General features: G+C 69.6%; 20 protein-coding genes and 1 pseudogene. 10 read left to right on the forward strand and 11 right to left on the reverse strand.

Annotated elements, in window-relative coordinates:
- Positions 1-72: 72 nt before the first annotated feature.
- The 7 genes from RHM57_RS18285 to RHM57_RS18315 all read right to left on the reverse strand — a co-directional run bounded on the left by RHM57_RS18285 (position 73) and on the right by RHM57_RS18315 (position 8,026).
- Positions 73-666 carry a nitroreductase family protein gene (locus RHM57_RS18285; RefSeq protein ID WP_322189080.1) on the reverse strand — a complete coding sequence of 198 codons (594 nt, stop codon included), beginning with the start codon at positions 664-666 and terminating at the stop codon, positions 73-75.
- A gap of 221 nt (positions 667-887) precedes the next feature.
- Positions 888-2,588 (reverse strand): long-chain-fatty-acid--CoA ligase, encoded by a 1,701-nt coding sequence (locus tag RHM57_RS18290; RefSeq protein ID WP_322189082.1) that lies wholly within the window; start codon positions 2,586-2,588, stop codon positions 888-890.
- Complete coding sequence (locus RHM57_RS18295; protein ID WP_322189084.1) at positions 2,585-3,709, reverse strand: low specificity L-threonine aldolase; 1,125 nt, start codon at positions 3,707-3,709, stop codon at positions 2,585-2,587. The genes RHM57_RS18290 and RHM57_RS18295 overlap by 4 nt, the downstream gene beginning before the upstream one ends.
- 72 nt (positions 3,710-3,781) lie before the next feature.
- The gene (locus tag RHM57_RS18300; RefSeq protein ID WP_134560405.1) at positions 3,782-4,906 is read right to left on the reverse strand and encodes an ABC transporter permease; all 1,125 of its coding nucleotides are present in this window, start codon (positions 4,904-4,906) and stop codon (positions 3,782-3,784) included.
- Positions 4,903-5,787, reverse strand: a complete 885-nt coding sequence (locus tag RHM57_RS18305) for an ABC transporter ATP-binding protein (protein ID WP_322189087.1) — start codon at positions 5,785-5,787, stop codon at positions 4,903-4,905. Before RHM57_RS18305 ends, RHM57_RS18300 begins: the two co-directional genes overlap by 4 nt.
- Before the next feature lie 124 nt (positions 5,788-5,911).
- Complete coding sequence (locus RHM57_RS18310) at positions 5,912-6,601, reverse strand: SDR family NAD(P)-dependent oxidoreductase (RefSeq protein ID WP_322189089.1); 690 nt, start codon at positions 6,599-6,601, stop codon at positions 5,912-5,914.
- 15 nt (positions 6,602-6,616) lie between these two features.
- Positions 6,617-8,026, reverse strand: coding sequence for a DUF6421 family protein (locus RHM57_RS18315; protein WP_322189091.1), 1,410 nt, complete (start codon positions 8,024-8,026; stop codon positions 6,617-6,619).
- Positions 8,027-8,419: 393 nt separating this feature from the next.
- Here RHM57_RS18315 and RHM57_RS18320 point away from each other — a divergent pair, with 393 nt between their 5' ends.
- A complete protein-coding gene (locus RHM57_RS18320) occupies positions 8,420-10,486 on the forward strand; it encodes a glucose PTS transporter subunit IIA (RefSeq protein WP_322189093.1) in 2,067 nt (688 codons plus the stop codon).
- A gap of 79 nt (positions 10,487-10,565) precedes the next feature.
- Here RHM57_RS18320 and RHM57_RS18325 read toward each other — a convergent pair whose 3' ends face one another.
- The gene (locus tag RHM57_RS18325) at positions 10,566-11,768 is read right to left on the reverse strand and encodes a class I SAM-dependent methyltransferase (protein ID WP_322189095.1); all 1,203 of its coding nucleotides are present in this window, start codon (positions 11,766-11,768) and stop codon (positions 10,566-10,568) included.
- Positions 11,769-12,013: 245 nt separating this feature from the next.
- On the opposite strand from RHM57_RS18325, the gene RHM57_RS18330 reads away from it, so the two are divergent.
- The 7 genes from RHM57_RS18330 to RHM57_RS18360 all read left to right on the forward strand — a co-directional run bounded on the left by RHM57_RS18330 (position 12,014) and on the right by RHM57_RS18360 (position 19,305).
- A complete protein-coding gene (locus RHM57_RS18330) occupies positions 12,014-13,102 on the forward strand; it encodes a LacI family DNA-binding transcriptional regulator (RefSeq protein WP_134561940.1) in 1,089 nt (362 codons plus the stop codon).
- Between the two features lies 1 nt (position 13,103).
- Positions 13,104-14,741: a sugar ABC transporter ATP-binding protein gene (locus RHM57_RS18335; protein ID WP_134560391.1), complete on the forward strand. Its 1,638-nt coding sequence runs from the start codon at positions 13,104-13,106 to the stop codon at positions 14,739-14,741.
- A 5-nt stretch (positions 14,742-14,746) separates the two neighbouring features.
- Entirely contained in the window at positions 14,747-15,718 is a 972-nt protein-coding gene (locus tag RHM57_RS18340) for an ABC transporter permease (protein ID WP_322136819.1), read from the forward strand.
- Positions 15,719-15,783: 65 nt separating this feature from the next.
- Positions 15,784-16,728, forward strand: a complete 945-nt coding sequence (locus tag RHM57_RS18345; protein WP_322189099.1) for a substrate-binding domain-containing protein — start codon at positions 15,784-15,786, stop codon at positions 16,726-16,728.
- On the forward strand, positions 16,725-17,663 hold the full coding sequence (locus RHM57_RS18350; protein WP_134560385.1) for a ribokinase: 939 nt from the start codon (positions 16,725-16,727) through the stop codon (positions 17,661-17,663). Before RHM57_RS18345 ends, RHM57_RS18350 begins: the two co-directional genes overlap by 4 nt.
- A complete protein-coding gene (rbsD, locus tag RHM57_RS18355; protein WP_134446179.1) occupies positions 17,660-18,043 on the forward strand; it encodes a D-ribose pyranase in 384 nt (127 codons plus the stop codon). Before RHM57_RS18350 ends, rbsD begins: the two co-directional genes overlap by 4 nt.
- Positions 18,044-18,159: 116 nt before the next feature.
- Positions 18,160-19,305, forward strand: coding sequence for a glycerate kinase (locus RHM57_RS18360; RefSeq protein ID WP_134560381.1), 1,146 nt, complete (start codon positions 18,160-18,162; stop codon positions 19,303-19,305).
- Positions 19,306-19,331: 26 nt separating this feature from the next.
- Here RHM57_RS18360 and RHM57_RS18365 read toward each other — a convergent pair whose 3' ends face one another.
- Complete coding sequence (locus tag RHM57_RS18365; protein ID WP_322136814.1) at positions 19,332-19,646, reverse strand: hypothetical protein; 315 nt, start codon at positions 19,644-19,646, stop codon at positions 19,332-19,334.
- Between the two features lie 3 nt (positions 19,647-19,649).
- Between RHM57_RS18365 and RHM57_RS18370 the strand changes: the two genes are divergently transcribed.
- Positions 19,650-19,844, forward strand: a complete 195-nt coding sequence (locus RHM57_RS18370; protein ID WP_322136813.1) for a hypothetical protein — start codon at positions 19,650-19,652, stop codon at positions 19,842-19,844.
- Here the strand turns inward: RHM57_RS18370 and RHM57_RS18375 are convergent.
- Both RHM57_RS18375 and RHM57_RS18380 read right to left on the reverse strand, forming a co-directional pair.
- A pseudogene (locus RHM57_RS18375) lies at positions 19,793-20,320 on the reverse strand (2,3-bisphosphoglycerate-dependent phosphoglycerate mutase); the annotation flags it as partial. The gene RHM57_RS18370 and the pseudogene RHM57_RS18375 sit on opposite strands and share 52 nt — an antisense overlap.
- Positions 20,229-20,996, reverse strand: a complete 768-nt coding sequence (locus RHM57_RS18380) for a hypothetical protein (RefSeq protein ID WP_322136812.1) — start codon at positions 20,994-20,996, stop codon at positions 20,229-20,231. The pseudogene RHM57_RS18375 and the gene RHM57_RS18380, both read right to left, overlap by 92 nt.
- Here RHM57_RS18380 and RHM57_RS18385 point away from each other — a divergent pair.
- Positions 20,995-21,831 carry an SDR family NAD(P)-dependent oxidoreductase gene (locus RHM57_RS18385; RefSeq protein WP_134446182.1) on the forward strand — a complete coding sequence of 279 codons (837 nt, stop codon included), beginning with the start codon at positions 20,995-20,997 and terminating at the stop codon, positions 21,829-21,831. The two genes, RHM57_RS18380 and RHM57_RS18385, sit on opposite strands and share 2 nt — an antisense overlap.
- The last annotated feature ends 6 nt before the right edge of the window (positions 21,832-21,837 follow it).

Below are 21,837 nucleotides of genomic sequence, written 5' to 3' on the forward strand. Positions count from 1 at the left end.
GAGTACGAAAAAGGCCCCTTCGCTTCGCGTGAAGGGGCCTTTTTCGTACTCTCGCGGGGGAAGCGGGGTGGGTCAGTCGTTGGCGAGCAGGAGCTCGGTGAGGGGCTTGCGGGTGCGCGGCGCGATCTCACGGGCGTAGAGCTCGGGGGAGAGGGCGTCGACGTCACCGAGGACACCGAGGACGGTCACCGAGACGACGGCGAGGTCGGACGTGAGGCCGAAGGCCTCGGCGATCGCCGCGCCGTCGATGCCGCCGAGCTGGTGGGTGTACAGCCCCTCTTCCTGGGCCTGGATGGTGAGGTGCGCGACCGCCTGGCCGAGGTCGTAGCGGGCCCACGGGTTCTCGCGGGTCTCGTCGATCGGCAGATGCGCGATGTTCACGATGAGCACGGACGCGGCATCCGCCCAGGACTTGTTGAAGCCCATCAGGCCCTCGTATACCTTGGCGAAGCTCGCGGTGCCGCGGCGCGCGACGATGAAGCGGGCCGGCTGGATGTTGCTCGCGGACGGGGCCCAGCGGGCGGCCTCGAGAAGCGTGGTGAGAGTCGTCTCGGCGATGACCGCGGTCGGGTCGAAGCCGCGCGGGCTCCATCGTCCGGAGAGCGCGGGGAGAAGGGGCGACGTCGTGTCGGCGGCGCGGCTGAGGGTGTCGGTGATGAGGGTCATGTGCCCGTCTTTCGTCTGGAGCGTGTGGGTGTCCGGGGCAACGTTGACCCGCTCTCTTCAACGCGCGCGCGCCGCGTCGTTATTCCATGCACACGCATACTGCGCGGCCGTGTGTCGCTTTGTGTCGCGAAAGCGGGTGAATCGTCGGTCTCAGCGCGGGATAACGACGATTCACCCGCTTTCGCGGGTTGGGCCGGGCCGGGTGGCGGGTGGGGCGGGCGTTAGGCGGGGGTGGCGGCGATGAGGTTGTCCCGCACCTGGCGGCGCAGCACCTTGCCCATCATCGAGCGGGGGAGCTCCTCGACCTCGACGATGCGCCGCGGCACCTTGTACGCCGAGAGCCGGGTGCGGCAGTACTCACGCAGGGCGTCGACGTCGAGCGCGGCGCCGTCGGTGAGCACGATCGCGGCGACGACGTCCTCGCCGCCGTTCTTGCTCGCGATGCCCACGACGGCGGCGTCGGCGACGTCGGGGTGTGAGAGCAGAGCGGCTTCGACCTCGGACGGCGACACGTTGAACCCGCCCGTGATGATGAGTTCCTTGATGCGGTCGACGATGGTGACGAAGCCGTCGGCGGAGACGCGCACGATGTCGCCGGTGCGGAGCCAGCCGCCGTCGAGGAGCACCTTGGCGGTCTCGCTCGGCTGGTCCCAGTAACCGGAGAAGACCTGCGGGCCGCGGACGAGCAACTCGCCCTCTTCCTCGACACCGCGGTCGATCGACGGGTCCTTCGGGTCGACGACGCGGATCTCTGTGCTCGGGAACGGCACTCCAACGGTACCTGGACGGCGGCTCGGGCCGATCGGGTTTCCGACGGCGATCGGCGAGGCCTCGGTCATGCCGTACCCCTCGACGAGGAGCCCGCCGGTGGCGGACTCCCAGCGTTCGACGATCGAGACGGGCAGGCTCATCGCGCCAGAGATCGAGAAGCGGATGCTCCGCAGGCTCACGTTCCGTTTCTCGGCAGCGGTGACCAGCCGGTCGTAGATCGGCGGGACCGCGGGAAGGAAGGTCGGCGGAGTGTGCTTCGCGGCGTCCAGCAGCAGGTTCTCATCGAACTTCGGGAACAGTACGAGCCGGGCCCCTGTCGCCATCGCGAAGGTGAGGCAGAGGGTGAGGCCGTAGGCGTGGAACATCGGCAGGACGGCGTAGAAGACCTCCTGGCCGGGGGTGAGACCGGGCACCCACGCCTCGCCCTGGAGCGCGTTGGCCCGCAGGTTCGAGTGGGTGAGGATCGCGCCCTTCGGGGTGCCGGTCGTGCCGCTGGTGTACTGCAGAACCGCGGTGTCGCCGAGGGCCGGTCGCGGGTGGTTGTGGCGGAGCTTGCGGGCGCGCACGAGGGAGGACCACTCGATGGCGTCCTTCGGCAGCTCGGAGACGGTGAGTGCGTCTCGCGAGGACCGGGCCTGCTTGATCGGCAACCGCAGGGCGAGGCGCTTGACCAGCGGCATCGCATCCGTGAGGTCGACGGCGACGACGGTGCGGAGTCCCAGGTCGGCCGGGAAGTCGCGCACGGTCGCGTAGACCTTGTCCCAGACGATCGCGACCCGGGCGCCGTGGTCTTCGAACTGGTGCCGCAGCTCGCGCTCGGTGTAGAGCGGGTTGTGCTCGACGACGATCGCGCCGAGGCGCAGCACGGCGTAGAACGCGACCACGTGCTGGGGGCAGTTGGGCAGCACGAGAGCGACCCGGTCGCCGGGCTTCACGCCGAGGCGCATCAGCCCGTTCGCAACGCGCGAGATCTGCTCCCCGAGCTGGGTGTAGCTCGTGGTGCCGCCGAAGAAGTCGAGCGCGATCGCGTCGGCGTAGAGCCGGCAGGAGGCCTCGATCATGCCGACGAGGGTGTCGGAGGGGGCCGGGATGGTGTTCGGCACCCCGGGGGCGTACGAGCCGAGCCAGGGCTTGTTGGCGAAGGCGTTCATCGTTCGGCCGGTTCGGGGGTTTGCATGGTGTCCCGGTCGCTCGCGAGCGCGCGAGCCGACCCGAGTTCGACCTTGAGGGCGGCGACGAAGGCGTCGATGTCGGCCTCCTCGGTGTCGAAGCCGCACATCCAGCGCACCTCGCCGGTCGCCGGGTTCCAGTCGTAGAAACGGAACGCCTCCCGCAGGCTGTCGGCGACGCCGGGCGGCAGCACCGCGAACACGGCATTGGACTGGGTGGGCTGGCTGAAGGAGACGCCTGTGATCGAGCCGTCCGCGATGCCGTCGTCGAGGGCGGTTCGCAGTTTCGTGGCCATGGCGTTCGCGTGGCCGGCGTTCCGGAGCCAGAGGTCGCCGTCGAGCAGCGCGATCAGCTGTGCCGAGATGAACCGCATCTTCGAGGCGAGCTGCATGTTGAGCTTGCGCAGGTAGACCAGGCCGGCGGATGCCTCGGGGTTGAGCACGACGATGCACTCGCCGTACATCATCCCGTTCTTGGTGCCGCCGAAGCTCAGCACGTCGACGCCGGCGTCGCGCGTGAACGCGCGGAACGGGACGCCGAGCGCCGCGGCCGCATTGGAGAGGCGGGCGCCGTCCATGTGCAGGGTCATGCCGTTCGCGTGCGCGTGGTCGGCGATGGCCCGCACCTCCTCGATGCTGTACGCGGTGCCGAGCTCGGTGGTCTGGGTGATCGAGACGACGAGCGGCTGGGCGCGGTGCTCGTCGCCCCAGCCCCAGGCCTGCTGGTCGATCAGCGCGGGGGTGAGCTTGCCGTCGGGGGTGTCGATGGTGAGGAGCTTGATGCCGGCGACCTTCTCGGGGGCGCCGCCCTCATCCGAGTTGATGTGCGCGGTCGAGGCGCAGATGACGGCGCCCCAGCGCGGCAGCATCGACTGCAGGCCGACCACGTTCGCGCCGGTTCCGTTGAAGACGGGGAAGGCCTCTGTGCCCTCGCCGAAGTGCCGCGCGAACACCTCCTGGAGGCGCTCGGTGTACACGTCTTCGCCATAGGAGATCTGGTGGGCGCCGTTGGCCCTGCCGATCGCCTCGAGGATCTCCGGGTGCACCCCGGAGTAGTTGTCCGAGGCGAAACCGCGCGAGGAAAGGTCATGGAGTTGAGTCACCCCTCCATCCTTGCGCATCCGGCTCCGCCGCCACTGTGAGATGTGCTCGCGGACCGGCGCCCGCGCATCCGCTCAGCCCCGGAGCGCCTCGCGGAAGGTGACCCGTGCCCCCATCCGGAGGAGAGAATTCGCGTAGATGCGGGAGCCGATCAGGATCACGAGGGCGGTGGAGGCGAGCAGGATCGCGAGCGAGAGCAGCGGCTCCCACCAGGCGGCGGTGCCGAGGAAGATCCGCATGGGCATTCCGACGGGTGCCGAGAACGGAATATAGGACATGATCGCGAGCACGGTGGGGTTGTCGTTGAACAGGATCACCAGGAAATAGGGAATCATCACGAGGACGAGCACCGGCGAGGTCGCCGAGCCGACGTCCTCCTGCCGGGACACCATCGACGCCGTCGCCGCGAACAGCGAGGCGAGCATCACGAACCCGAACGCGAAGAACACCGCGAACCAGACGAGCGACGGGCCGATGTCGCCGAGCAGGACGTGCTGGCCGGTCACCGCCATGCCGATAGAGACGAGCAGGCCAATCGCGACGATCTGCCCGAAGGCCATGATGCTGTTGCCGACGACCTTGCCGGCGAGGAGCGCCCGCACCGGGATGGTCGTCATCAGGATCTCGACGACGCGGGTCTGCTTCTCCTCGACGACGCTCTGCGCGATCGTGGAGCCGAAGGTGATCGCCGACATGAAGAAGACGAGCCCGAAACCGATCGCGACGAGGTAGACGAGGCCCTCGCCCTGTTTCGATGGTTCCAGAAGGGTCACCTCCGGGCGGAGGCTGAGGACGCCGACGACCTCGAGCGGGGTCGCGGAGAGGGCGATCACCCGCAGGGGCAGCGGGTAGCCGGCCTGCGATTCCGCCGGCACGATCGCGGCGGTCACCGTGCCCGCCCGCACGAGGGCCTCGGCGGCGGCGACATCGTCGGCCTCGACGGCGGCCAGCGTGCCGGCCTGGCGCACGACCTGCGCGGCGGCGGACCCGACCACCGCGACCTTGGGCAGGGTCTGGTTCTGGCCCGCGATGCCGCCGGCCACGACGGACCCGATCGAGACGAGCAGAAGGATGCCCGTGGAGATCAGGAAGGCCTTGCTGCGGAGCCGGGCCACGATCTCCCGGGTCGCCACGAGCCAGACGCTCTGCCGAAGCGTCGGCGCCGGATACCGGTCGGCCGTTCCCGATGGAGTGCTCACTGCACGACCTCCTTGAAGATGGTGGCCAGGCTCGGGCGCTGCTGGCTGAAAGCGAGGACCGGGCCGCGCTCGAGGGCGAGGCGGAGGACGGCCTGGCTCGCGGCATCCGTCTGGGCCTCGAAGACAGCGAAACCGCCGCTCACCTCGAGGACGTCGACGCCGGGCACCGTGCGGACCCAGCCGGCGTCGTCACCCGTGCGGATCTCGAAGCGCGGGCTGCTGTGCCGCTCGCGAAGTTCCTCGCGGGGGCCGTTCGCGCGGATCTCGCCGCCGGCGATGATGACGAGGTCGTCGCAGAGGCGTTCGACGATGTCGAGCTGGTGCGAGGAGAACAGCACGGGGACACCGCGAGCGGCATAACTGCCGAGCACGCCCATCACGACCTCGACCGCGAGCGGGTCGAGTCCGGAGAACGGTTCGTCGAGGACGAGGAACTCGGGGTCGTGCACGAGGGCCGCCGCGATCTGCGCACGCTGCTGGTTGCCGAGGGAGAGCGATTCGACAAGGTCGCCGCTGCGCTCGCCGAGGCCCAGGCGCTCGAGCAGCTCTGCGGCGTTGCGCCGGGCGGATGCCGGGGGTAGCCCGTGCAGGCGGGCCAGATAGACGAGCTGCTCGCCGATCTTCATCTTGGGGTACAGCCCGCGTTCCTCGGGCATGTAACCGAAGCGGCGGCGGTCATCCGCGGTCAGCGGAACCCCGCCCTGCCGGACGTCGCCGGAGTCGGACGACAGCACGCCGAGGATGATCCGCATCGCGGTCGTCTTGCCTGCGCCGTTCGCGCCGACGAAGCCGGTCAGTCGGCCGTCGGCGATGTCGAAGCTCACGTCGGTCAGCACCTGCCGGGTGCCGAACCGCTTACTGACGTGCTCGATCGAGAGCATGCCCCTCCTCCGTATGCTTGCCCACGCTAGCGCGCCTCTCCGCTACCTGTCGCCGGTTCGGACAATAGTGGCCGTGACACCGGCCGCAGTCGTCCGCAGCGGCAACACCTGTCGGGTGGCGCGGTCAGCCGAGGGGGATGCGCGTGTTGTTGACGGATGCCGCCGGCACGTCCCAGAGGGAGACGACCCGTTCGGCGAGCTCGGGTTCGAGGCCGTCAAGGGCGCGGACCACGAAGACCGCGGTCGCGGCGGTCTGGCCGCTCGGTGGGGCCGCCTTCGCGAAGCCGTGGCCGACGGCGCGGGTCCACGTTTCCGCCGCCGACTTCGCCGCGGCGTAGTTCGCACCGCCGGGGGCCGGCGCTTCCACTGAGACCGACGAGACGATGCCGAGGCGACCGGTCGGCGACGCGAGCAGGTCGGCGTTGAAGGCGCGGCTCGTGTTGCGGAGCGTGGTCACGATATTCCGGTGCAGGAATGCCCAGTCCTCGTCCGACTGGCCGGCGAGGCCGCCGCCGCCGCGCCAGCCGCCGACGAGGTGAATGAGCCCGTCGATCATGCCGTGGTCTGCATGGACGCGTTCGGCGAGGTCGGTGACGGCGGCGAAGTCGGCGAGATCGCAGGCATAGGGGAACGAGCCGGGCACGCTCCCGACGAGCGCGTCGAGGCGTTGCCGGTTCGACCCGACGACGATCACGCGGGCGCCCGCAGCCGCGAGCGCCGCGGAAACGGCCAGCCCGGCGGCACTCGTCGCACCGGCGACGAGCACGGTGCGGCCGGCGACGAACCTGCGGGCGGCATCCGCTGCTTCGGTCATCGTCGGCCGCCCCGCCTAGTCGCGCCCGGTGATGCCGGCCGTCGACTCGATGACGGCCTTCATCTTCTTGTCGAGCGCCTCGAAGAACATCGAGAGCGGGAATTCGTCGTCGAGCACGAGGTCGGTGTACCCCTTCGGAGGTCCGGCGAGCACGTCGAGCGGGAGCCCGCGCGCCCAGGCCGAGGCCGGGTTCGGCGTGAGCGTCTCGGCGATCATCGCGTACGCGGCGAGCCAGTGCGCCTTCTTCGGCCGGTCGATCGAGGCCCAGTAGAGTTCGTCGATCCGGGCGCCGAGTGCGATCACGACGTCGGGGACGGCGTCCCAGTCGAGGCTGAGCGCAGTGTCCGTCCAGTGCAGCACGTGGTGCTGGTGCATCCACGCGAACAACAACTGGCCGCCGAGGCCGTCGTAGTTGCGCACCCGGCTGCCGCTGATCGCGAAGCGGAAGATCCGGTCGAAGATCACCGCGTACTGCACGAGGCTCGCATGCCTGCGGGCCTCCGGGCTCGCGTTGTCGTCGCGCGCGATCGTGACCGACTCGCGGAAGGCGGTGAGGTCGCAGCGCAGTTCCTCGAGGGAGTAGAGGAAGAACGGCATCCGCTGCTTGATCATGAACGGGTCGAACGGGAGGTCTCCGCGCATGTGGGTGCGGTCGTGGATGAGGTCCCACATCACGAAGGTTTCCTCGGCGAGGTGCTGGTCGTCGAGAAGCGCCGCGGCCTCGGTGGGCAGCTCGAGGCGGGTGATGGCGGATGCCGCACCGACGACCCTGCGGAAGCGCGCGGCCTCCCGGTCGGCGAAGATCGCACCCCAGGTGAAGGTCGGGATCTCGCGCATCGCGACCGTCTCGGGGAAGAGCACGGCCGAATTGGTGTCGTAACCGGGTGTGAAATCGAGGAACCGGATCGGCACGAACAGCTTGTTCGTATACTCCTGCTCGAGTTCGGCGACGAACTCCGGCCAGATCACCTCGACCAGGACCGCCTCGACCAGACGGTTCGTGCTGCCGTTCTGGGTGTACATCGGGAAGACGACGAGGTGACGGATGCCATCGGTCCGGTGCAGCTGCGGCTGGAACTGCATCAGGGAGTCGAAGAAGTCGGGCATGCCGAAGTCTTCGGCCGCCCAGCGGGCGAAGTCGCGGCCGAGCGCCGCGAGGTAGCCGGCGTCGTGCGCGAAGTACGGGGCGAGTTCCTCGATGGCCGAGCGAATCACGGCGACGTGGCCGGCGGCATCCGCCCGGTCGGCGGGCTCGGGGACCGAACCGTCCTTGGCCTGGATGGCCTGCATCGCCGTGGCAGCGGCCTTCAGTCGCAGCCACGCCGGGGTGGTGGCGACGTCTGTGCCGACTGCGCTGCCGAGGTCCGGCGTGTCCTCGAGAACCTCGGGCTCACCGACCAATGCTTCTGCACTGTAATTCGACATGGGAACCTCCCGTCCTCGTGAATGCCGCGGTCGCGGCGGTGTGTACGCGCTTCTCTGCGCGAGCCCCCAGCGTATCCGGGGACAGACGGCGTTTTCATGCGGGCTGCCGCAGTGAATCGCCGTGTTCGGCCGGTTTCGCGCGTGAATAAGCCGCGCAGTGCAGCCCGGTACCGCCCACGGGCGCTCCCGATCTCCCTCGGTCCATCCTGAAACGATTCATATTCCCTGCGCTCGAAGCGTCGGTCAAAACCGGTGCTGAGATGTGCACAAAGATCGTGTACGTTGCTAATGATGTGTGAAAACCCACACGACTTTCTCAGCCGGCCCACACGGTCGCCCTGAGTCGTGCCACCGGAGACACACGTTCTTAATCCACACCCAAAGGAGTCCAAGGTGGCGTCGAAACCTGCTGCAGAGATTATTCAAAGTATCGGAGGTGCCGGAAACGTCGTGGGTCTCACCCATTGCGCCACCCGGCTCCGCTTCCAGCTCAAGGACGCATCCGGAATCGACCAGGCGGCCGTCGAGGCGATTCCCGCCGTCCTCGGCGCCGTCCCCCAGACGGGCGACCGCTACCAGGTCGTCATCGGTGGTGCGGTTGAGACCGTCTACAACGAAATTATGGCCCTCCCCGAAATGAAGCGGATCAGCTCCGGCGGATCCAGCGAGGGCGACTCCGTCGCCGATATGAAGGCTGCGGGGAAGGCAAAGGGACCGCGCGGAAAGTTCGCCGCCCTCGACACGTTCTTCGAGGTCCTGTCCGACTCGTTCCGTCCCATCCTCGGTGCGCTGCTGGGCGCGTCGCTGTTCATCACCTTCATGGCCTTGATGGCGACCCTCGGTGTCATCCCGGCCTGGAACGCGCCCGGCGTCACCCTTGATCCGTCCTGGCAGTTCGTGAACCTGATGTGGCAGGGCGTCTTCGTCTTCCTGCCGCTGATGGTGGCATACAACGCCTCCAAGCGGATGGGCGCCGACCCCTGGGTCGGCTTCGGAATCATGGCCGTCGTCATGCTCCCCGGCTTCACCGCCCTGGGCAAGACCGATGGTGCGGCGTCCGTCTTCGGCGGCCACGCATCCGTCGTGCAGATCTTCGGACTGCCGCTGACGGTGTTCGACTACAGCTCGCAGGTGTTCCCGCCGCTGCTGATGGCCGGAGTGCTCGCCGCCCTGACCGTGCTACTGAAGAAGATCATTCCGTCCAGCGTCCAGCTGATCTTCGTGCCGTTCATCAGCATGCTCATCATGATCCCGCTGACCGCCTTCCTGATCGGCCCGATCGGTGTGTACGGCGGAGCCGGACTCGGTAACTTCCTCAAGTCGATCAACGATTTCTCGCCGTTCATCTTCGCGGTCGTCATCCCGCTGGCCTACCCGTTCATGGTTCCGCTCGGCCTGCACTGGCCGCTGAACGCGATCATGCTGCTCAACATCCAGTCCCTCGGGTTTGACTTCATCCAGGGCCCGATGGGCGCCTGGAACTTCGCGTGCTTCGGCGCCACTGCCGGTGTGCTCTTCCTCGCCATTCGCGAGAAGGACCGCTTGATGAAGCAGACCGCGACGGGCGCTCTCGCTGCCGGTCTCCTCGGCGGTATTTCCGAACCCTCTCTCTACGGAATCCACCTGCGGTTCAAGCGCATCTACCCGCGCATGCTCATCGGTTGCCTCGTCGGTGGCGTCATCATCGGACTCGGCGGCGGCGTCAAGACCAGCGCATTCGTCTTCACCTCGCTGCTGACCATCCCCGCGTTCGACAACATCCCGCTGTACACGATCGCCATCGCTGCAGCCTTCTTCACCGCGATGATCCTCGTGATCCTCTCCGGCTACCAGACGCCGGAACAGAAGGCGGAAGTTGCCGCCCAGGTTGCGGCCGACGAAGCCGAAGCGAGCAAGAAGTCCGCACACGTCGCATCCGTCGCAGCACCGGTTGCCGCCGGTACTGCAGGCGCAGGCGTCGCCACTGCGACCAGCACCGGAACGGCCACCGCCGTCGCCACCCTGCTCGCCACGATCGGTTCGCCGGTCGCCGGTATCGTCGTTCCGCTCGCCGAGGTCCCTGACCCCGTGTTCAGCAAGGGAATCGTCGGCCCCGGCGTCGGGATCGACCCGACAGAGGACACCGTCTACGCCCCCGCTGCCGGCAAGGTCCTCGTCGCCCAGCCGACCGGTCACGCCTTCGGGCTGCTGCTCGACAGCGGCGTCGAACTGCTCATCCACGTGGGTATCGACACCGTGAACCTGGCCGGCAAGGGCTTCGACGTCAAGGTCGCCGCCGGCGACCGCGTCGAAGCCGGCACCCCGCTGGTGGTCTTCGACCGCACGATCATCGAGGACGCGGGCTACTCGCTCGTCACCCCGGTGCTCGTGACGAACGCCCGGAAGTTCGGGCCCGTCGAGCAGGCTGCCTCCGGCCACGTCCAGGTCGGAAGCCCGCTCCTGACGGTCGCCGCTAAGTAACGGTCGTCACCCGGTAATACGCATCACGTTTCACCGCACAAGGCGGGCAGAGGATTCTCTGCCCGCCTTGTGTTTTTTGTCAGGAGCGCTCAGGGGCGGATGCCGCGCGCAGTCGCCAGAGCGAGGTCACCTCTGCGGCCCTCGCCGCGTGCAGCGGGTCGTCGGCGTCGGCGGCCTTCCGGTGCACGGGCTTCGTGTCGAGGCGTGCGACGACCTCGAGACCGGCGTCGTCGAACTGGTCGAGCAGGGCGTCCCTGGAACGCAGCCCGAGGTGCTCGGCGATGTCGGAGAGCACGAGCCAGCCCTCGCCTCCGGGTGCGAGATGCCCGGAGAGGCCGGAGAGGAAGCCCTGCAGCATCTGCCCGTCCGGATCGTAGACGGCGTGGTCGGTTGCGGTGACGGCGGCTCCGGGGATCCACGGCGGGTTGCAGACGATCAGGTCGGCGAGTCCGGACGGGAACAGGTCGGTGTCCTCGATCGTGACCGACGTCGTGAGGCCGAGCCTCGCAACGTTCTCGCGCGCACAGGCCAGCGCGCGCGGGGACGTGTCCGTGCCGATCACGCGATCGAAGCCACGGCCGGCGAGGATCGCGGCGATCACGCCGGTGCCGGTGCCGATGTCGAAGGCGGTGCGGGAGGCATCCGTTGCCGCGCTCGTGCTCCCGGTCGAGGCCGTCGCGGGGAGCGGCGCGGCGAGCACGAGGTCGAGGTATTCTCCGCGAACGGGCGAGAAGACGCCGTAGTGCGTGTGGATGCTGCCGCCGAGCGCCGGGACGACGACGCCCCTCACCCGCCACTCGTGGGCGCCCATCACGCCGAGCAGCTCGCGCAGTGACGTGACCGTCGCGGCACGGCCGGCCGGGCCGTAGGTCTCGAGGCAGGCGGCTCGGGCATCGGGCGCGCGCCGCAGGGCGATCGTGTAGTCGGCGTCGAGCGGAATGAGCACGAGGCCGAGCAGCCGGGCGCGCTCGTGGGCGTCGGCCCTGGTCCGTTCGAAGAGGGCCGCCGGGCCGCGGCGCGGCGGATGCGTGCGGCGGCGCGCGGTGTCGATGTGGTCGATGCGGCGGGCGAGTGCGCCGAGCAGCTGCCGGGCGTTCTGGAAATCGCCGGCCCACAGCATCCCGGTGCCCGACTTGGCGAGGCGGTATGCCGCGTCCGCGGTCATCCGGTCGTCGGCGACCACGACGGTCTCGGGTGCCGGCCAGTGGTTCTCTGAGTGCCAGCCGGTGAGCGGGGGCGACGGATGCGTGAGATCGGTGGGCTTCAGCGGCGTGCGGGACATGGGGTCCGCTCCTGTGACACGACACGTGGTGGCTGGGCCTCCGACGCTCGTGCGCGTGGGACTCGTCCCCCCGGACGAGTGCCGGCGGTCTCCCCTGAGTATCGCAGCGTTCGGAAGGGAACGGGGCTGGCGAACGGGGTTGTGCGGCAGGGGTGTTGACAGCCGGGAGGGGAGCCACCTAGTATGGAAACGATTCCATGGAATCGTTTCCACGACGCAGGGCCCAATCACACAATGAGGTGAGCATGATGAACGCGATCACGATCCGCGAGGTCGCAGCGCTCGCCGGCGTCTCCGTCGCCACAGCCTCCCGGGTGCTCTCCGGCAACCCGGCCACCTCGCCGACCTCGAGGGCCCGCGTCGCCTCGGCCGCGGCGGAACTCGACTTCCGGCCGAACGCCCAGGCCCGCGCGCTGCGCGGAGCCAGGACGAACGCCCTGGGCCTCCTGGTTTCCGACGTGCGGAACCCCTTCTTCGCCGACCTCGCCCACACCGTCGAACAGGCGGCCAACCTGCATGGCTACGTGACCCTGCTCGGCAACGCCAACGAACGCGCCGACCAGCAGGACCGGTACCTCGACACCCTGATCTCGCGGAGGGTCGACGGCATCATCCTCGCCCCCGTCGGGGAGGGGAGCGACAGCATCCGCTCCCTCATCGCCCGTGAGATCCCCACCGTCTTCGTCGACCGCACGATCGCGGGCATGGACCTGCCGAGCGTGACGACGGATGGAACCACCGGCATCCGCCAGGCCGTTGAACACCTCGCTGCGGCCGGCCACACCCGGATCGGTTATATCTCGGGGCCGCAGGCCAGCTCGACCGGGCGAGACCGGTTCGCCGCCTTCACCCGGTGCGTCACCGAGAACGGGCTGAGCGCCGACCCCTCACTCGTCTACTTCGGCGACTACCAGGCGGCCAGCGGCTCGGCCGGCGTGCACGCCCTGCTGGGCCTCCGCGAGCCGCCGACCGCCCTGATCGTTGCCGACAGCCTGATGGCCGTCGGCGCCATCGCCAGCCTGCACGACCGCGGGGTGCTTCTCGGCGTCGACCTCGCCATGGTCGCCTTCGACGACGTCGAGTGGTTCGCGCTGCTCAACCCCGCACTGAGCGTCATCTCGCACAGCGTCGCCGACATGGGCCGCACCGCGGTGGACCTGCTGCTGCAGGTCATCGACGGCGGCACCCCTGCCTCGGTCGTGCTGCCGAGCGAACTGATCGTCCGGGCGTCGTCGGCACCGGCCGGAACACCGGGAACACCGCCCCGCCCGCCCACGCCGCCCGCGGCGCCCCCAGCACCCACAGCCAGTCATAACAGCGTAAGGACGCACTGAAATGAATCCACAACCCCTGGTCACCCTGCAGAACGTGGGCAAGACCTTCGGCCAGGTGACCGTCATCAAGGACGTCACCGTGAGCGTCTACGCCGGCCACGTACAGGTGCTCCTCGGCGAGAACGGCGCCGGGAAATCCACGCTGATCAAGATGATGGCCGGGGTATACCAGCCCGATTCCGGCGACATCGTGGTCGACGGCGCCGTCGTGACGCTCCCGACGACCCGCGCGGCGGAGGACCTCGGTATCGCCACCATCCACCAGGAACTCAACCTCGTGCCGACCATGAGTGTCGCCGAGAACGTGATGCTCGGGCGGATGCCGACCAGGCACGGCATGGTCGACCGGCGCGCCCTCCGCAACCGGGCGCGTGCCGCCCTCGCCCTGATCGGTCTCGACGTCGACGTGGACACCCCGGTCGGCGAGCTCGGCATCGCCAAGCAGCAGCTCGTCGAGATCGCCAAGGCGCTCAGCATCAACGCGCGCATCCTCATCCTCGACGAGCCGACAGCCGCACTCACCCGGCACGAGACCCAGGCGCTCTTCGCCGTGATGGCCGACCTCCGGCGCCGCGGCGTCGCGATGCTCTTCATCAGCCACCACCTCGACGAGATCGCCGAGGTCGGCGACACGGTCACGGTGCTGCGCGACGGCGAATTCGTCGCCGAGGTGCCGGCCTCGACACCGGAAGCGGAGCTGGTGCGGCTCATGGTCGGCCGCAACATCGAGGACCAGTTCCCCCGGCGCGCCCCCGTGCTCGCCGAACCGGCCGAGATCCTCGCGGTCGAGAACCTCAGCGCGAGCGGCTCGTTCAGCGACGTGAGCTTCACCGTGCACGCCGGTGAAGTGCTCGGGATCGCCGGACTCGTCGGCGCCGGTCGCACCGAACTGATCCGGGCGATCGCGGGCGTCGACCACTACGACTCCGGCGCCGTTGTGGTGCGCGGGCACCGGCTGCCGAAGGGCAACATCCCGGCCGCGATCGCCGCGGGCATCGGCCACGTGCCCGAGGACCGCAAGGGACAGGGGCTCGTGCTCGGGGCATCCGTCAACGACAACCTCGGCTACGCGACGCTCGCGTCGACCGCACGCCTCGGGCTCGCGGACTTCACCGGCCAGCGCCGCAGGGCCCAGGCCGTCGCCGAGAAGCTCCGCATCCGGATGCACACCATCGACCAGCCCGTCGGCGCACTGTCAGGCGGCAACCAGCAGAAGGCCGTCTTCGGCCGCTGGATCATCGCCGCCTCGACCGTGCTGCTGCTCGACGAGCCCACCCGCGGCGTCGACGTCGGCGCCAAGGTCGAGATCTACGAACTGATGAACGCGATCACGGATGCCGGTGGCGCGATCGTCATGGTCTCGAGCGAACTCCCCGAGGTCCTCGGCATGAGCGACCGCATCCTGGTGATGCGGGACGGCCGGATCGCCGGCGAGCTGAGCGCCGCGGACGCCACCCAGGACGCCGTGATGACCCTCGCCGCCCGGGAAGCGGGCAGCACCGAGATCGACGCCATCGTCGACGACATCGAATCCGACGAACCGATCAACGAACCGATCAACGAACCGATCACCACAACGACCGACGGCGACCTCGCCGCCGTCACCCGCGACAACGCACCGACCCACGAGAAGGAATGACACCGATGTCCACGACTACCCTGGCCCCGGCGCGCCGCCGCGTCGACTACAAGAAATTCCTTGCCAACAACGGAGCGCTCGTCGGCCTCGTCGTGTTGTGCCTCGCCCTCTTCATCGCCACCCCGGACTTCCTGACCGGGCAGAACCTGCTGAACATCGGCATCCAGGTCTCCACCGTCGCCGTGCTCGCGTTCGGGATGACCTTCGTCATCGTCGCGGGCGGCATCGACCTGTCGGTCGGCGCGGTCGCCGCCCTCGCGGCCATGGTGTCCAGCTGGCTCTTCGTCGCCGCCGGGCTTCCCGGCTGGCTGACCCTGATCGGCGGGCTCGTCACCGGGCTCCTCGCCGGGATGGTCAACGGCCTCGCGAACGCCTACGGCAAGCTGCCCTCGTTCATCGCGACCCTCGCGATGCTGAGCGTCGCCCGCGGCCTCACCCTCGTCATCTCCGACGGCCGCCCGATCAAGACAGCGCCCGAGGTTTCCTTCCTCGGCGGAAACCTCGGACCGGTCCCGATGCCGATCGTCGTGCTCCTGCTCTCAGCCGTCGTCGCCTCCTTCGTGCTCAACCGCACCGTGATCGGGCGGTCGATGTACGCGGTCGGCGGCAACGCCGAGGCGGCGCGCCTGTCCGGGCTGCCGGTCAAGCGCATCCTCGTCACCGTCTTCGCCCTCGCCGGCCTGTTCGCGGCGCTCGCCGGGCTCCTCCTCGCCGGCCGGCTCGACTCCGCGCAGCCCCAGGCGGCTGCCGGCTACGAGCTCGACGCCATCGCGGCCGTCGTCATCGGCGGCGCATCGCTCTCTGGCGGCCTCGGCAAGATCTCGGGCACCTTCGTCGGCGCGCTCGTGCTCGTCGTGATCCGCAACGGCCTCAACCTGCTGAACGTCACCTCGTTCTGGCAGCAGGTCGTCATCGGCCTCGTAATCGCCCTCGCCGTCGGCGTCGACGTGCTGCGCCGCAAGACGCGCAACAGCTGAGCACTATTCCTCCACACCCGCACTTTCTCCCTTTCCCTCCATCGCTCAAACCAAAGGAACACACAATGAAGTCGTCCTCTTTCCGCAGAATCGCCGCCGTCACCACCGCAGCCGCCCTCATCCTCGTCGGCACGACCGCGTGCGGCCGGGGCGGTGGGGACTCGGCATCCGGCACCAAGATCGTGCTGGCCGTCTCCACCCTGAACAACCCGTTCTTCGTCGAGCTGCGCGACGGCGCCCAGGCCGCCGCGACCGCCGCCGGCCTGCAGCTCAACATCGTGGATGCCCAGAACGACTCGGCGACCCAGGCCAACCAGCTCGCCACGGCCGCATCGAGCGGGGCCAAGCTCGTCATCGTCAACCCCGTCGACTCGGATGCCGCCGGCTCGGCCGTCAAGGCGCTCAACACCGCGAACATCCCGGTGATCGCGGTCGACCGCACCGTCAACGGCGCAACCGTCGCCTCCCTCGTCGCGAGCGACAACGTCGCCGGCGGCAAGCAGGCCGCGGTCGAGCTCGCGACCGCGATGGGCGAGAAGGGCAGCGTCATCGACCTGCAGGGTGTCTCCGGAACCAGCGCGAGCCGCGACCGTGGCGCCGGCTTCGAAGAGGGCATGAAGGCCTACCCGAACATCACCGTCGTGGCCAAGCAGACCGCCAACTTCGACCGCGCCACCGCACTCGACGTGACGACGAACCTGCTCCAGGCCCACCCCGAGGTGACCGGTGTCTTCGCCGAGAACGATGAGATGGCCCTCGGAGCCGTGCAGGCGCTCGGATCCCGCGCCGGGACCGACGTCAAGGTCGTCGGCTTCGACGGAACCACCGACGGACTCGCCGCGATCACATCGGGCACCCTCGCCGCCACGATCGCCCAGCAGCCCGCCGAACTCGGCAAGCTCGCCATCGAACTGGCCGTCAAGACCCTCGCCGGCGAAAAGGTCGACGCGACCGTCCCCGTCGAGGTCGTCACCGTCACGAAGACGAACGTGGGCGACTTCACCAAGTGAGCTCCTTCACCCCCACCGCTGACGGCGGCCCGATCGTCGTCGTCGGCTCGATCAACGTCGACCAGCTCATGGTCGTCGAGCGCCATCCCGCGCCAGGGGAAACCCTGATCGCGCGGTCGATGGAATTCCTGCCGGGCGGCAAGGGCGCCAACCAGGCCGTCGCAGCGGCCCGGCTGGGCGCGCACGTCAGCCTCGTCGGCGCCACCGGGAGCGATTCCGTCGCCGGGCTCACGATGGCTCTCCTCGAGCGGGCCGGCGTCGACCTGTCCGCCGTGTCCGCCATCGACGGCCCGACCGGCCTCGCCCTCGTCACCGTGGCCGACGACGGGGAGAACACCATCGTCGTCGTCCCCGGGGCGAACGCCGCCGTGGGGGCGGATGTCGTCGGTGACGCCGCCGACCTCATCGCGCGGGCCGCCGTCGTCGTGCTGCAGGGCGAGATCCCCGCCGCCGGCATCGAGGCGGCCGTCCGCCTGGCCACCGGCCGGGTCGTGCTCAACCTCGCTCCCGTGATCGCCGTCGACCCCGCCACGATCCGGCGGGCCGACCCGCTCGTCGTCAACGAGCACGAGGCCGCACTCGTCCTCGCGCTCGTCGACCCTGGCACGGACATCCCCCGTGGGGACGCCGAGCTCGTGGCCAGGCTCCGCGCCTGGGGCGTTCCCGCCGTGGTGCTGACCAGGGGAGAACAGGGTGCGATCTGTTCCGATTCCCTCGGCACGACCACGGTTCCCTCGCCCCGGGTCGCAGCGGTCGACTCCTCCGGCGCCGGCGATGCCTTCGTCGGGGCGCTCAGCGGACGGCTCGCCGCCGGCTCCAGTCTCCTCGACGCCGTGCGCCTCGCGGTCAGGGTCGGCGCGTTCGCGGTGCGCACGCTCGGCACCCAGCAGTCGTATCCCGGCGCGGACGACGAACTCCCCGAGGTGGAGAAGTGAAGCGGACCGGCATCCTGAATGCCGACCTCTGCGGCGCCCTCGCCAGACTCGGGCACACCGACCTGGTCCTGGTGGCCGATTGCGGCATGCCGATTCCGGCGGGGGTGCCGGTGGTCGACCTCGCTCTCGTCCACGGCATTCCGCGGTTCGAGCAGGTCCTCGATGCCCTCACAAGCGACATGGTGTTCCAGCACTGCATCGCCGCCGAGGAAGCGAAGGGCGCCCCGGCGGGTGCCTGGCTGGCCGAGCGTTTCGACGGGATCGAGTACATCAGCCACGAGGATCTCAAGGCGCTCTCCGCGTCTGCCAAGCTCTTCATCCGCACGGGCGAGGCCACGCCGTACGCGAATGCGGCCCTGGTCTGCGGGGTGTCATTCTGAGCCACGGCTCTTGAGATCGACGTGGTCCGCCGAAACGGCCACACTGAAGGGGCCGGGGAAATCTCCCCGGCCCCCTTTTCTCACCCCATCGGTTGCGCCCGGCAGAGGATCACCGCATGAAGTTCGTTCTGGCACCCGACTCCTTCAAGGAATCGATGACCGCGGCGGAGGCCGCGGCCGCGATGGAACGCGGCATCCGTTCGGTGTTCCCGGATGCCGTGTGTATCGTCGCGCCGATGGCCGACGGCGGGGAGGGAACGGCAGACGCCCTCGTGACCGCGCTCGGCGGCACCCTCGTCACGGCCGAGGTGCAGGATGCGCTCGGACGAACGGTTCCGGCGACCTATGGGTTCGTGGCCGCCGAGGGCCTGGCGGTCGTCGAGATCGCCGCGGCCGCCGGCATCCACCTCGTCGCGGTCGCCGACCGTGACCCCCGGATCGCGAGCACCTTCGGGGTCGGCCGGCTGATCGTTGACGCGCTCGACCGCGGCGCACGCCGGTTCATCGTCGGGCTCGGCGGATCGGTCACCAACGACGGCGGGGCGGGCATGCTTCAGGCGCTCGGCGCGCGGCTGCTCGACGTCGGCGGCGCTGAGCTGCCCCGCGGAGGCGCAGCCCTTGCCCGCCTCGCCCGGATCGACCTGTCCGGGTTCGATCCGCGACTCGCGGACACGTCTTTCCGGATCGCGTGCGACGTGACCAACCCGTTGCTCGGCCCGAGCGGGGCCAGCCGGGTGTTCGGACCCCAGAAGGGTGCGGATGAGTCGACCGTGGCCGAGCTCGACGCTGCCCTCGGCGTCTTCGCGTCCGTCGTCACGTCGATGACGGGCCGCGAGGTCGCCACGGTCGCCGGCGCCGGCGCCGCCGGCGGGCTCGGAGCGGCCTTCCTCGCCTTCTTCGACAGCACGATGCAGCGCGGCGTTGACGTCGTGATGGAGGCCGCCCACCTCTCCGAGTCGATGGCGGGCGCCGACATCGTGTTCACGGGGGAGGGCAGCATCGACGCCCAGACCCTCGGCGGGAAGACCCCGCTCGGCGTCGCGGAAACCGCGGCCAGGCACGGCGTGCCCGTGATCGCCTTCGCCGGCCGGGTCGGGGAGGGTGCCGAGGCGCTCTACGGGCACGGGTTCGCCGCTCTCGTTCCGATCGTCCTGGGCGTCTGCACCCTGGCGGAGGCGCTCGCCGCCGGCGCGGCCAACCTCGAGAAGGCCGTCGCGACCACCTGTCGCCTGCTCACGGTTCCGCAGCACTCCCGGCCCTGACTTGTGGCATCCGCAACTCGAGGGGACTAGGTGCCGCCGTCGGCGGTGAGCCGGGCCGCGGCGGGCAGTGCGGCGGCGGAATCGAGGTAGTGGCCGCCCGCCGAGAGCGGCTGCCGCGGGAGCGCGCCCGTGGGTTCCTGCGCCAGGTCGGCGGCCGTGAAGCGATAGACGAGCGGATGCCCGGTCGGAAGATTGAGCCGGTGGATCGCGTGGTCGTCGAGGCCGTCCAGCAGCGCGCAGTAGGCCCGGAGCGAGTTCCCGTGGGCGACGACGAGCACGGTCTGGCCGAGGCGGAGGCGCGGAACCACCTGTTCGGCGTGGAACCGGCCGACCCTCGCCATGACATGGCTGAGCGCCTCGGTGCGGGTGAGCGCTTCGGCAGGGAGCCCGCGGAACAGGGGCGATTCGCGCGCGGCCGCGAAAGCCTCGTCGTCGAGGGGGGCGGAGCGGTGTTGACCGACCTGCGCCAGGCCAGGAACTGGGCCTCGCCGAATTCCGCCCGCACGTCGGCCTTCGAGCGACCGGTCAGGGCTCCGTAGTTGCGCTCGTTGAGCCGCCAGTCGGCCTGCGGGGCCGCTGGGTGTTGTCGCAGCTCCTCGACCAGGATGTCGGCCGTTCGCCGGGCCCGCTGCAGGGCTGAGGTGAACACGGCGTCGGGGTGGAGGCCCGCCGAGGCTACCAGCCTGGCGGCGGACCGGGCCTCTGCCGCCCCCAGATCGGACAGCGGCGCGTCGAGGATCCCGGTGAACAGGCCGGAGGCATTCGCCGTGCTCTCGCCGTGCCGCAGGAGCACGAGAGTGCCGGGAGTGCGGGTGCTCACTGGCCTGTCCTCTCGGCGTTCCGACCGGGACGCTCCTGTCAGGCTATCGCCCGGCCGTGCCCGGCGCGGTCGTGCTGGGCACGGCCGTTCCGGGGCGGACGGCTCAGAAGTCGAAGCCGCCGCCGAAGTCCCCGCCGCCGAAGTCGCCCCCGCCGAAGTCACCGCCGGTGTCGGACCCCGTGTCCGCTCCGGCATCCGTGCTCGTGTCGCTCGCGGAGTCCCCGCCGGAATCGGTCCCTGAATCGCTCGCTGCGGCATCCGTCGCCCCCGGGTCCGGCAGGAACGCGCTCACGAGCGCGGACCCGATCACGTAACCGGCGACCGTGCCGAGGATGGTGCTGCCGACCATGCCGCCGAACCCCAGGCCGCCCTGGCCCTGGCGGCCGAGGGTGCGTTCGAGGGTGCCGGGCTCGCGGAGCTCTGCACGGGTGGCGGCCTTCGCGAGCGTCGCTGGCGCGGCGTCGGCCGGGCGTTCGCTCGGCGTGGCGTTCTCGGTGAGGCGCTGGAAGAGCAGGTCGCGCTGCTGGTCGGTGAGCTTGGCGAAGGCCTCGGTGTGCACTTGCTCGATGGTCTCCGGCGGCGCCGTGCGCAACAGGTACTGGTAGCGCTCGACGGCGATCTCGTCGTCGGTGCGCTGCGGGACGGCGCCACGCGTGGTGGGCGCGGTGCGGGCCTGTGCCGTGCTGCCCTGTTCGTCGCGGCCGAAGAGGCGGTCGAGGAATCCCATGGTGTGCTCCTGGTCAGTCGTCTTGTGAGTCGTCGATCGGTTGCGTCCACGATGCCAGCCGGGGCTGGGTATGCACTGGGCTTCCGGGGCGCTCCCCAGGATGGCGGCTCCCGGACCGGCGGCGATGATGAATGATGGAGGCATGACTCGAACCGTTTCCGGAGCCCGCGTGCTGATCACCGGCGCTGCCAGCGGCATGGGCCGCCTCTACGCCGAGCGGGCCGTCGCAGAGGGGGCGCGGGCGGTGATCCTGTGGGATCGGGACGCCGCCGCTCTCACCAGGACGGCCGCTCGCCTCTCCGAGGGGGCCACCGGCTCGACCGCGGTGTTTCCGTACGTCGTCGACATCGGAGACCTGGGTGCGATCGCGCAGACAGCCCAACGCGTGCGCACGGAAATCGGAAATCCGGACATCGTGATCAACAACGCCGGGATCGTGCGCGGCGCCTTCTTCTGGGAACACGACAACGGCGACGACACTCGCCCCACCATGCAGATCAACGCCCTCGCCCCGATGTACATCGCCCGCGAGTTCCTGCCGGGGATGATGAGCACCAACGGCCGGGAATCGCGGATCGTGAACATCGCCTCGGCGGCCGGCCTGCTCTCCAACCCGAGGATGAGCGTGTACGCGGCCTCGAAGGCCGCCCTGATCGGCTGGAGCGATTCCCTGCGGCTCGAGCTCGTGCAGCAGGGTTTCAGCCGGGTCAAGGTCACCACGGTGTCGCCGAGCTATATCTCGACCGGCATGTTCGACGGCGCGCGCGGGCCGCTCCTGACTCCCATACTCACACCGGAATACGTCGTCGACCGGGTCTGGCGGGCCATGCTCGCCGGGACTCCGCAGGTGACCATGCCGTGGACGGTCGGTCTGTCGAAAGTGCTGCGGGGCATCCTGCCGCTGCCGGTCTGGGATCTCGTGGCCGGCCGCGTCTTCGGCGTCTACAACACCATGGACGACTTCGTCGGGCGTCGCTGACCGTCC

The sequence above is a fragment of the Cryobacterium sp. 10S3 genome, assembly GCF_034344045.1.
Taxonomy (GTDB): domain Bacteria; phylum Actinomycetota; class Actinomycetes; order Actinomycetales; family Microbacteriaceae; genus Cryobacterium; species Cryobacterium glucosi.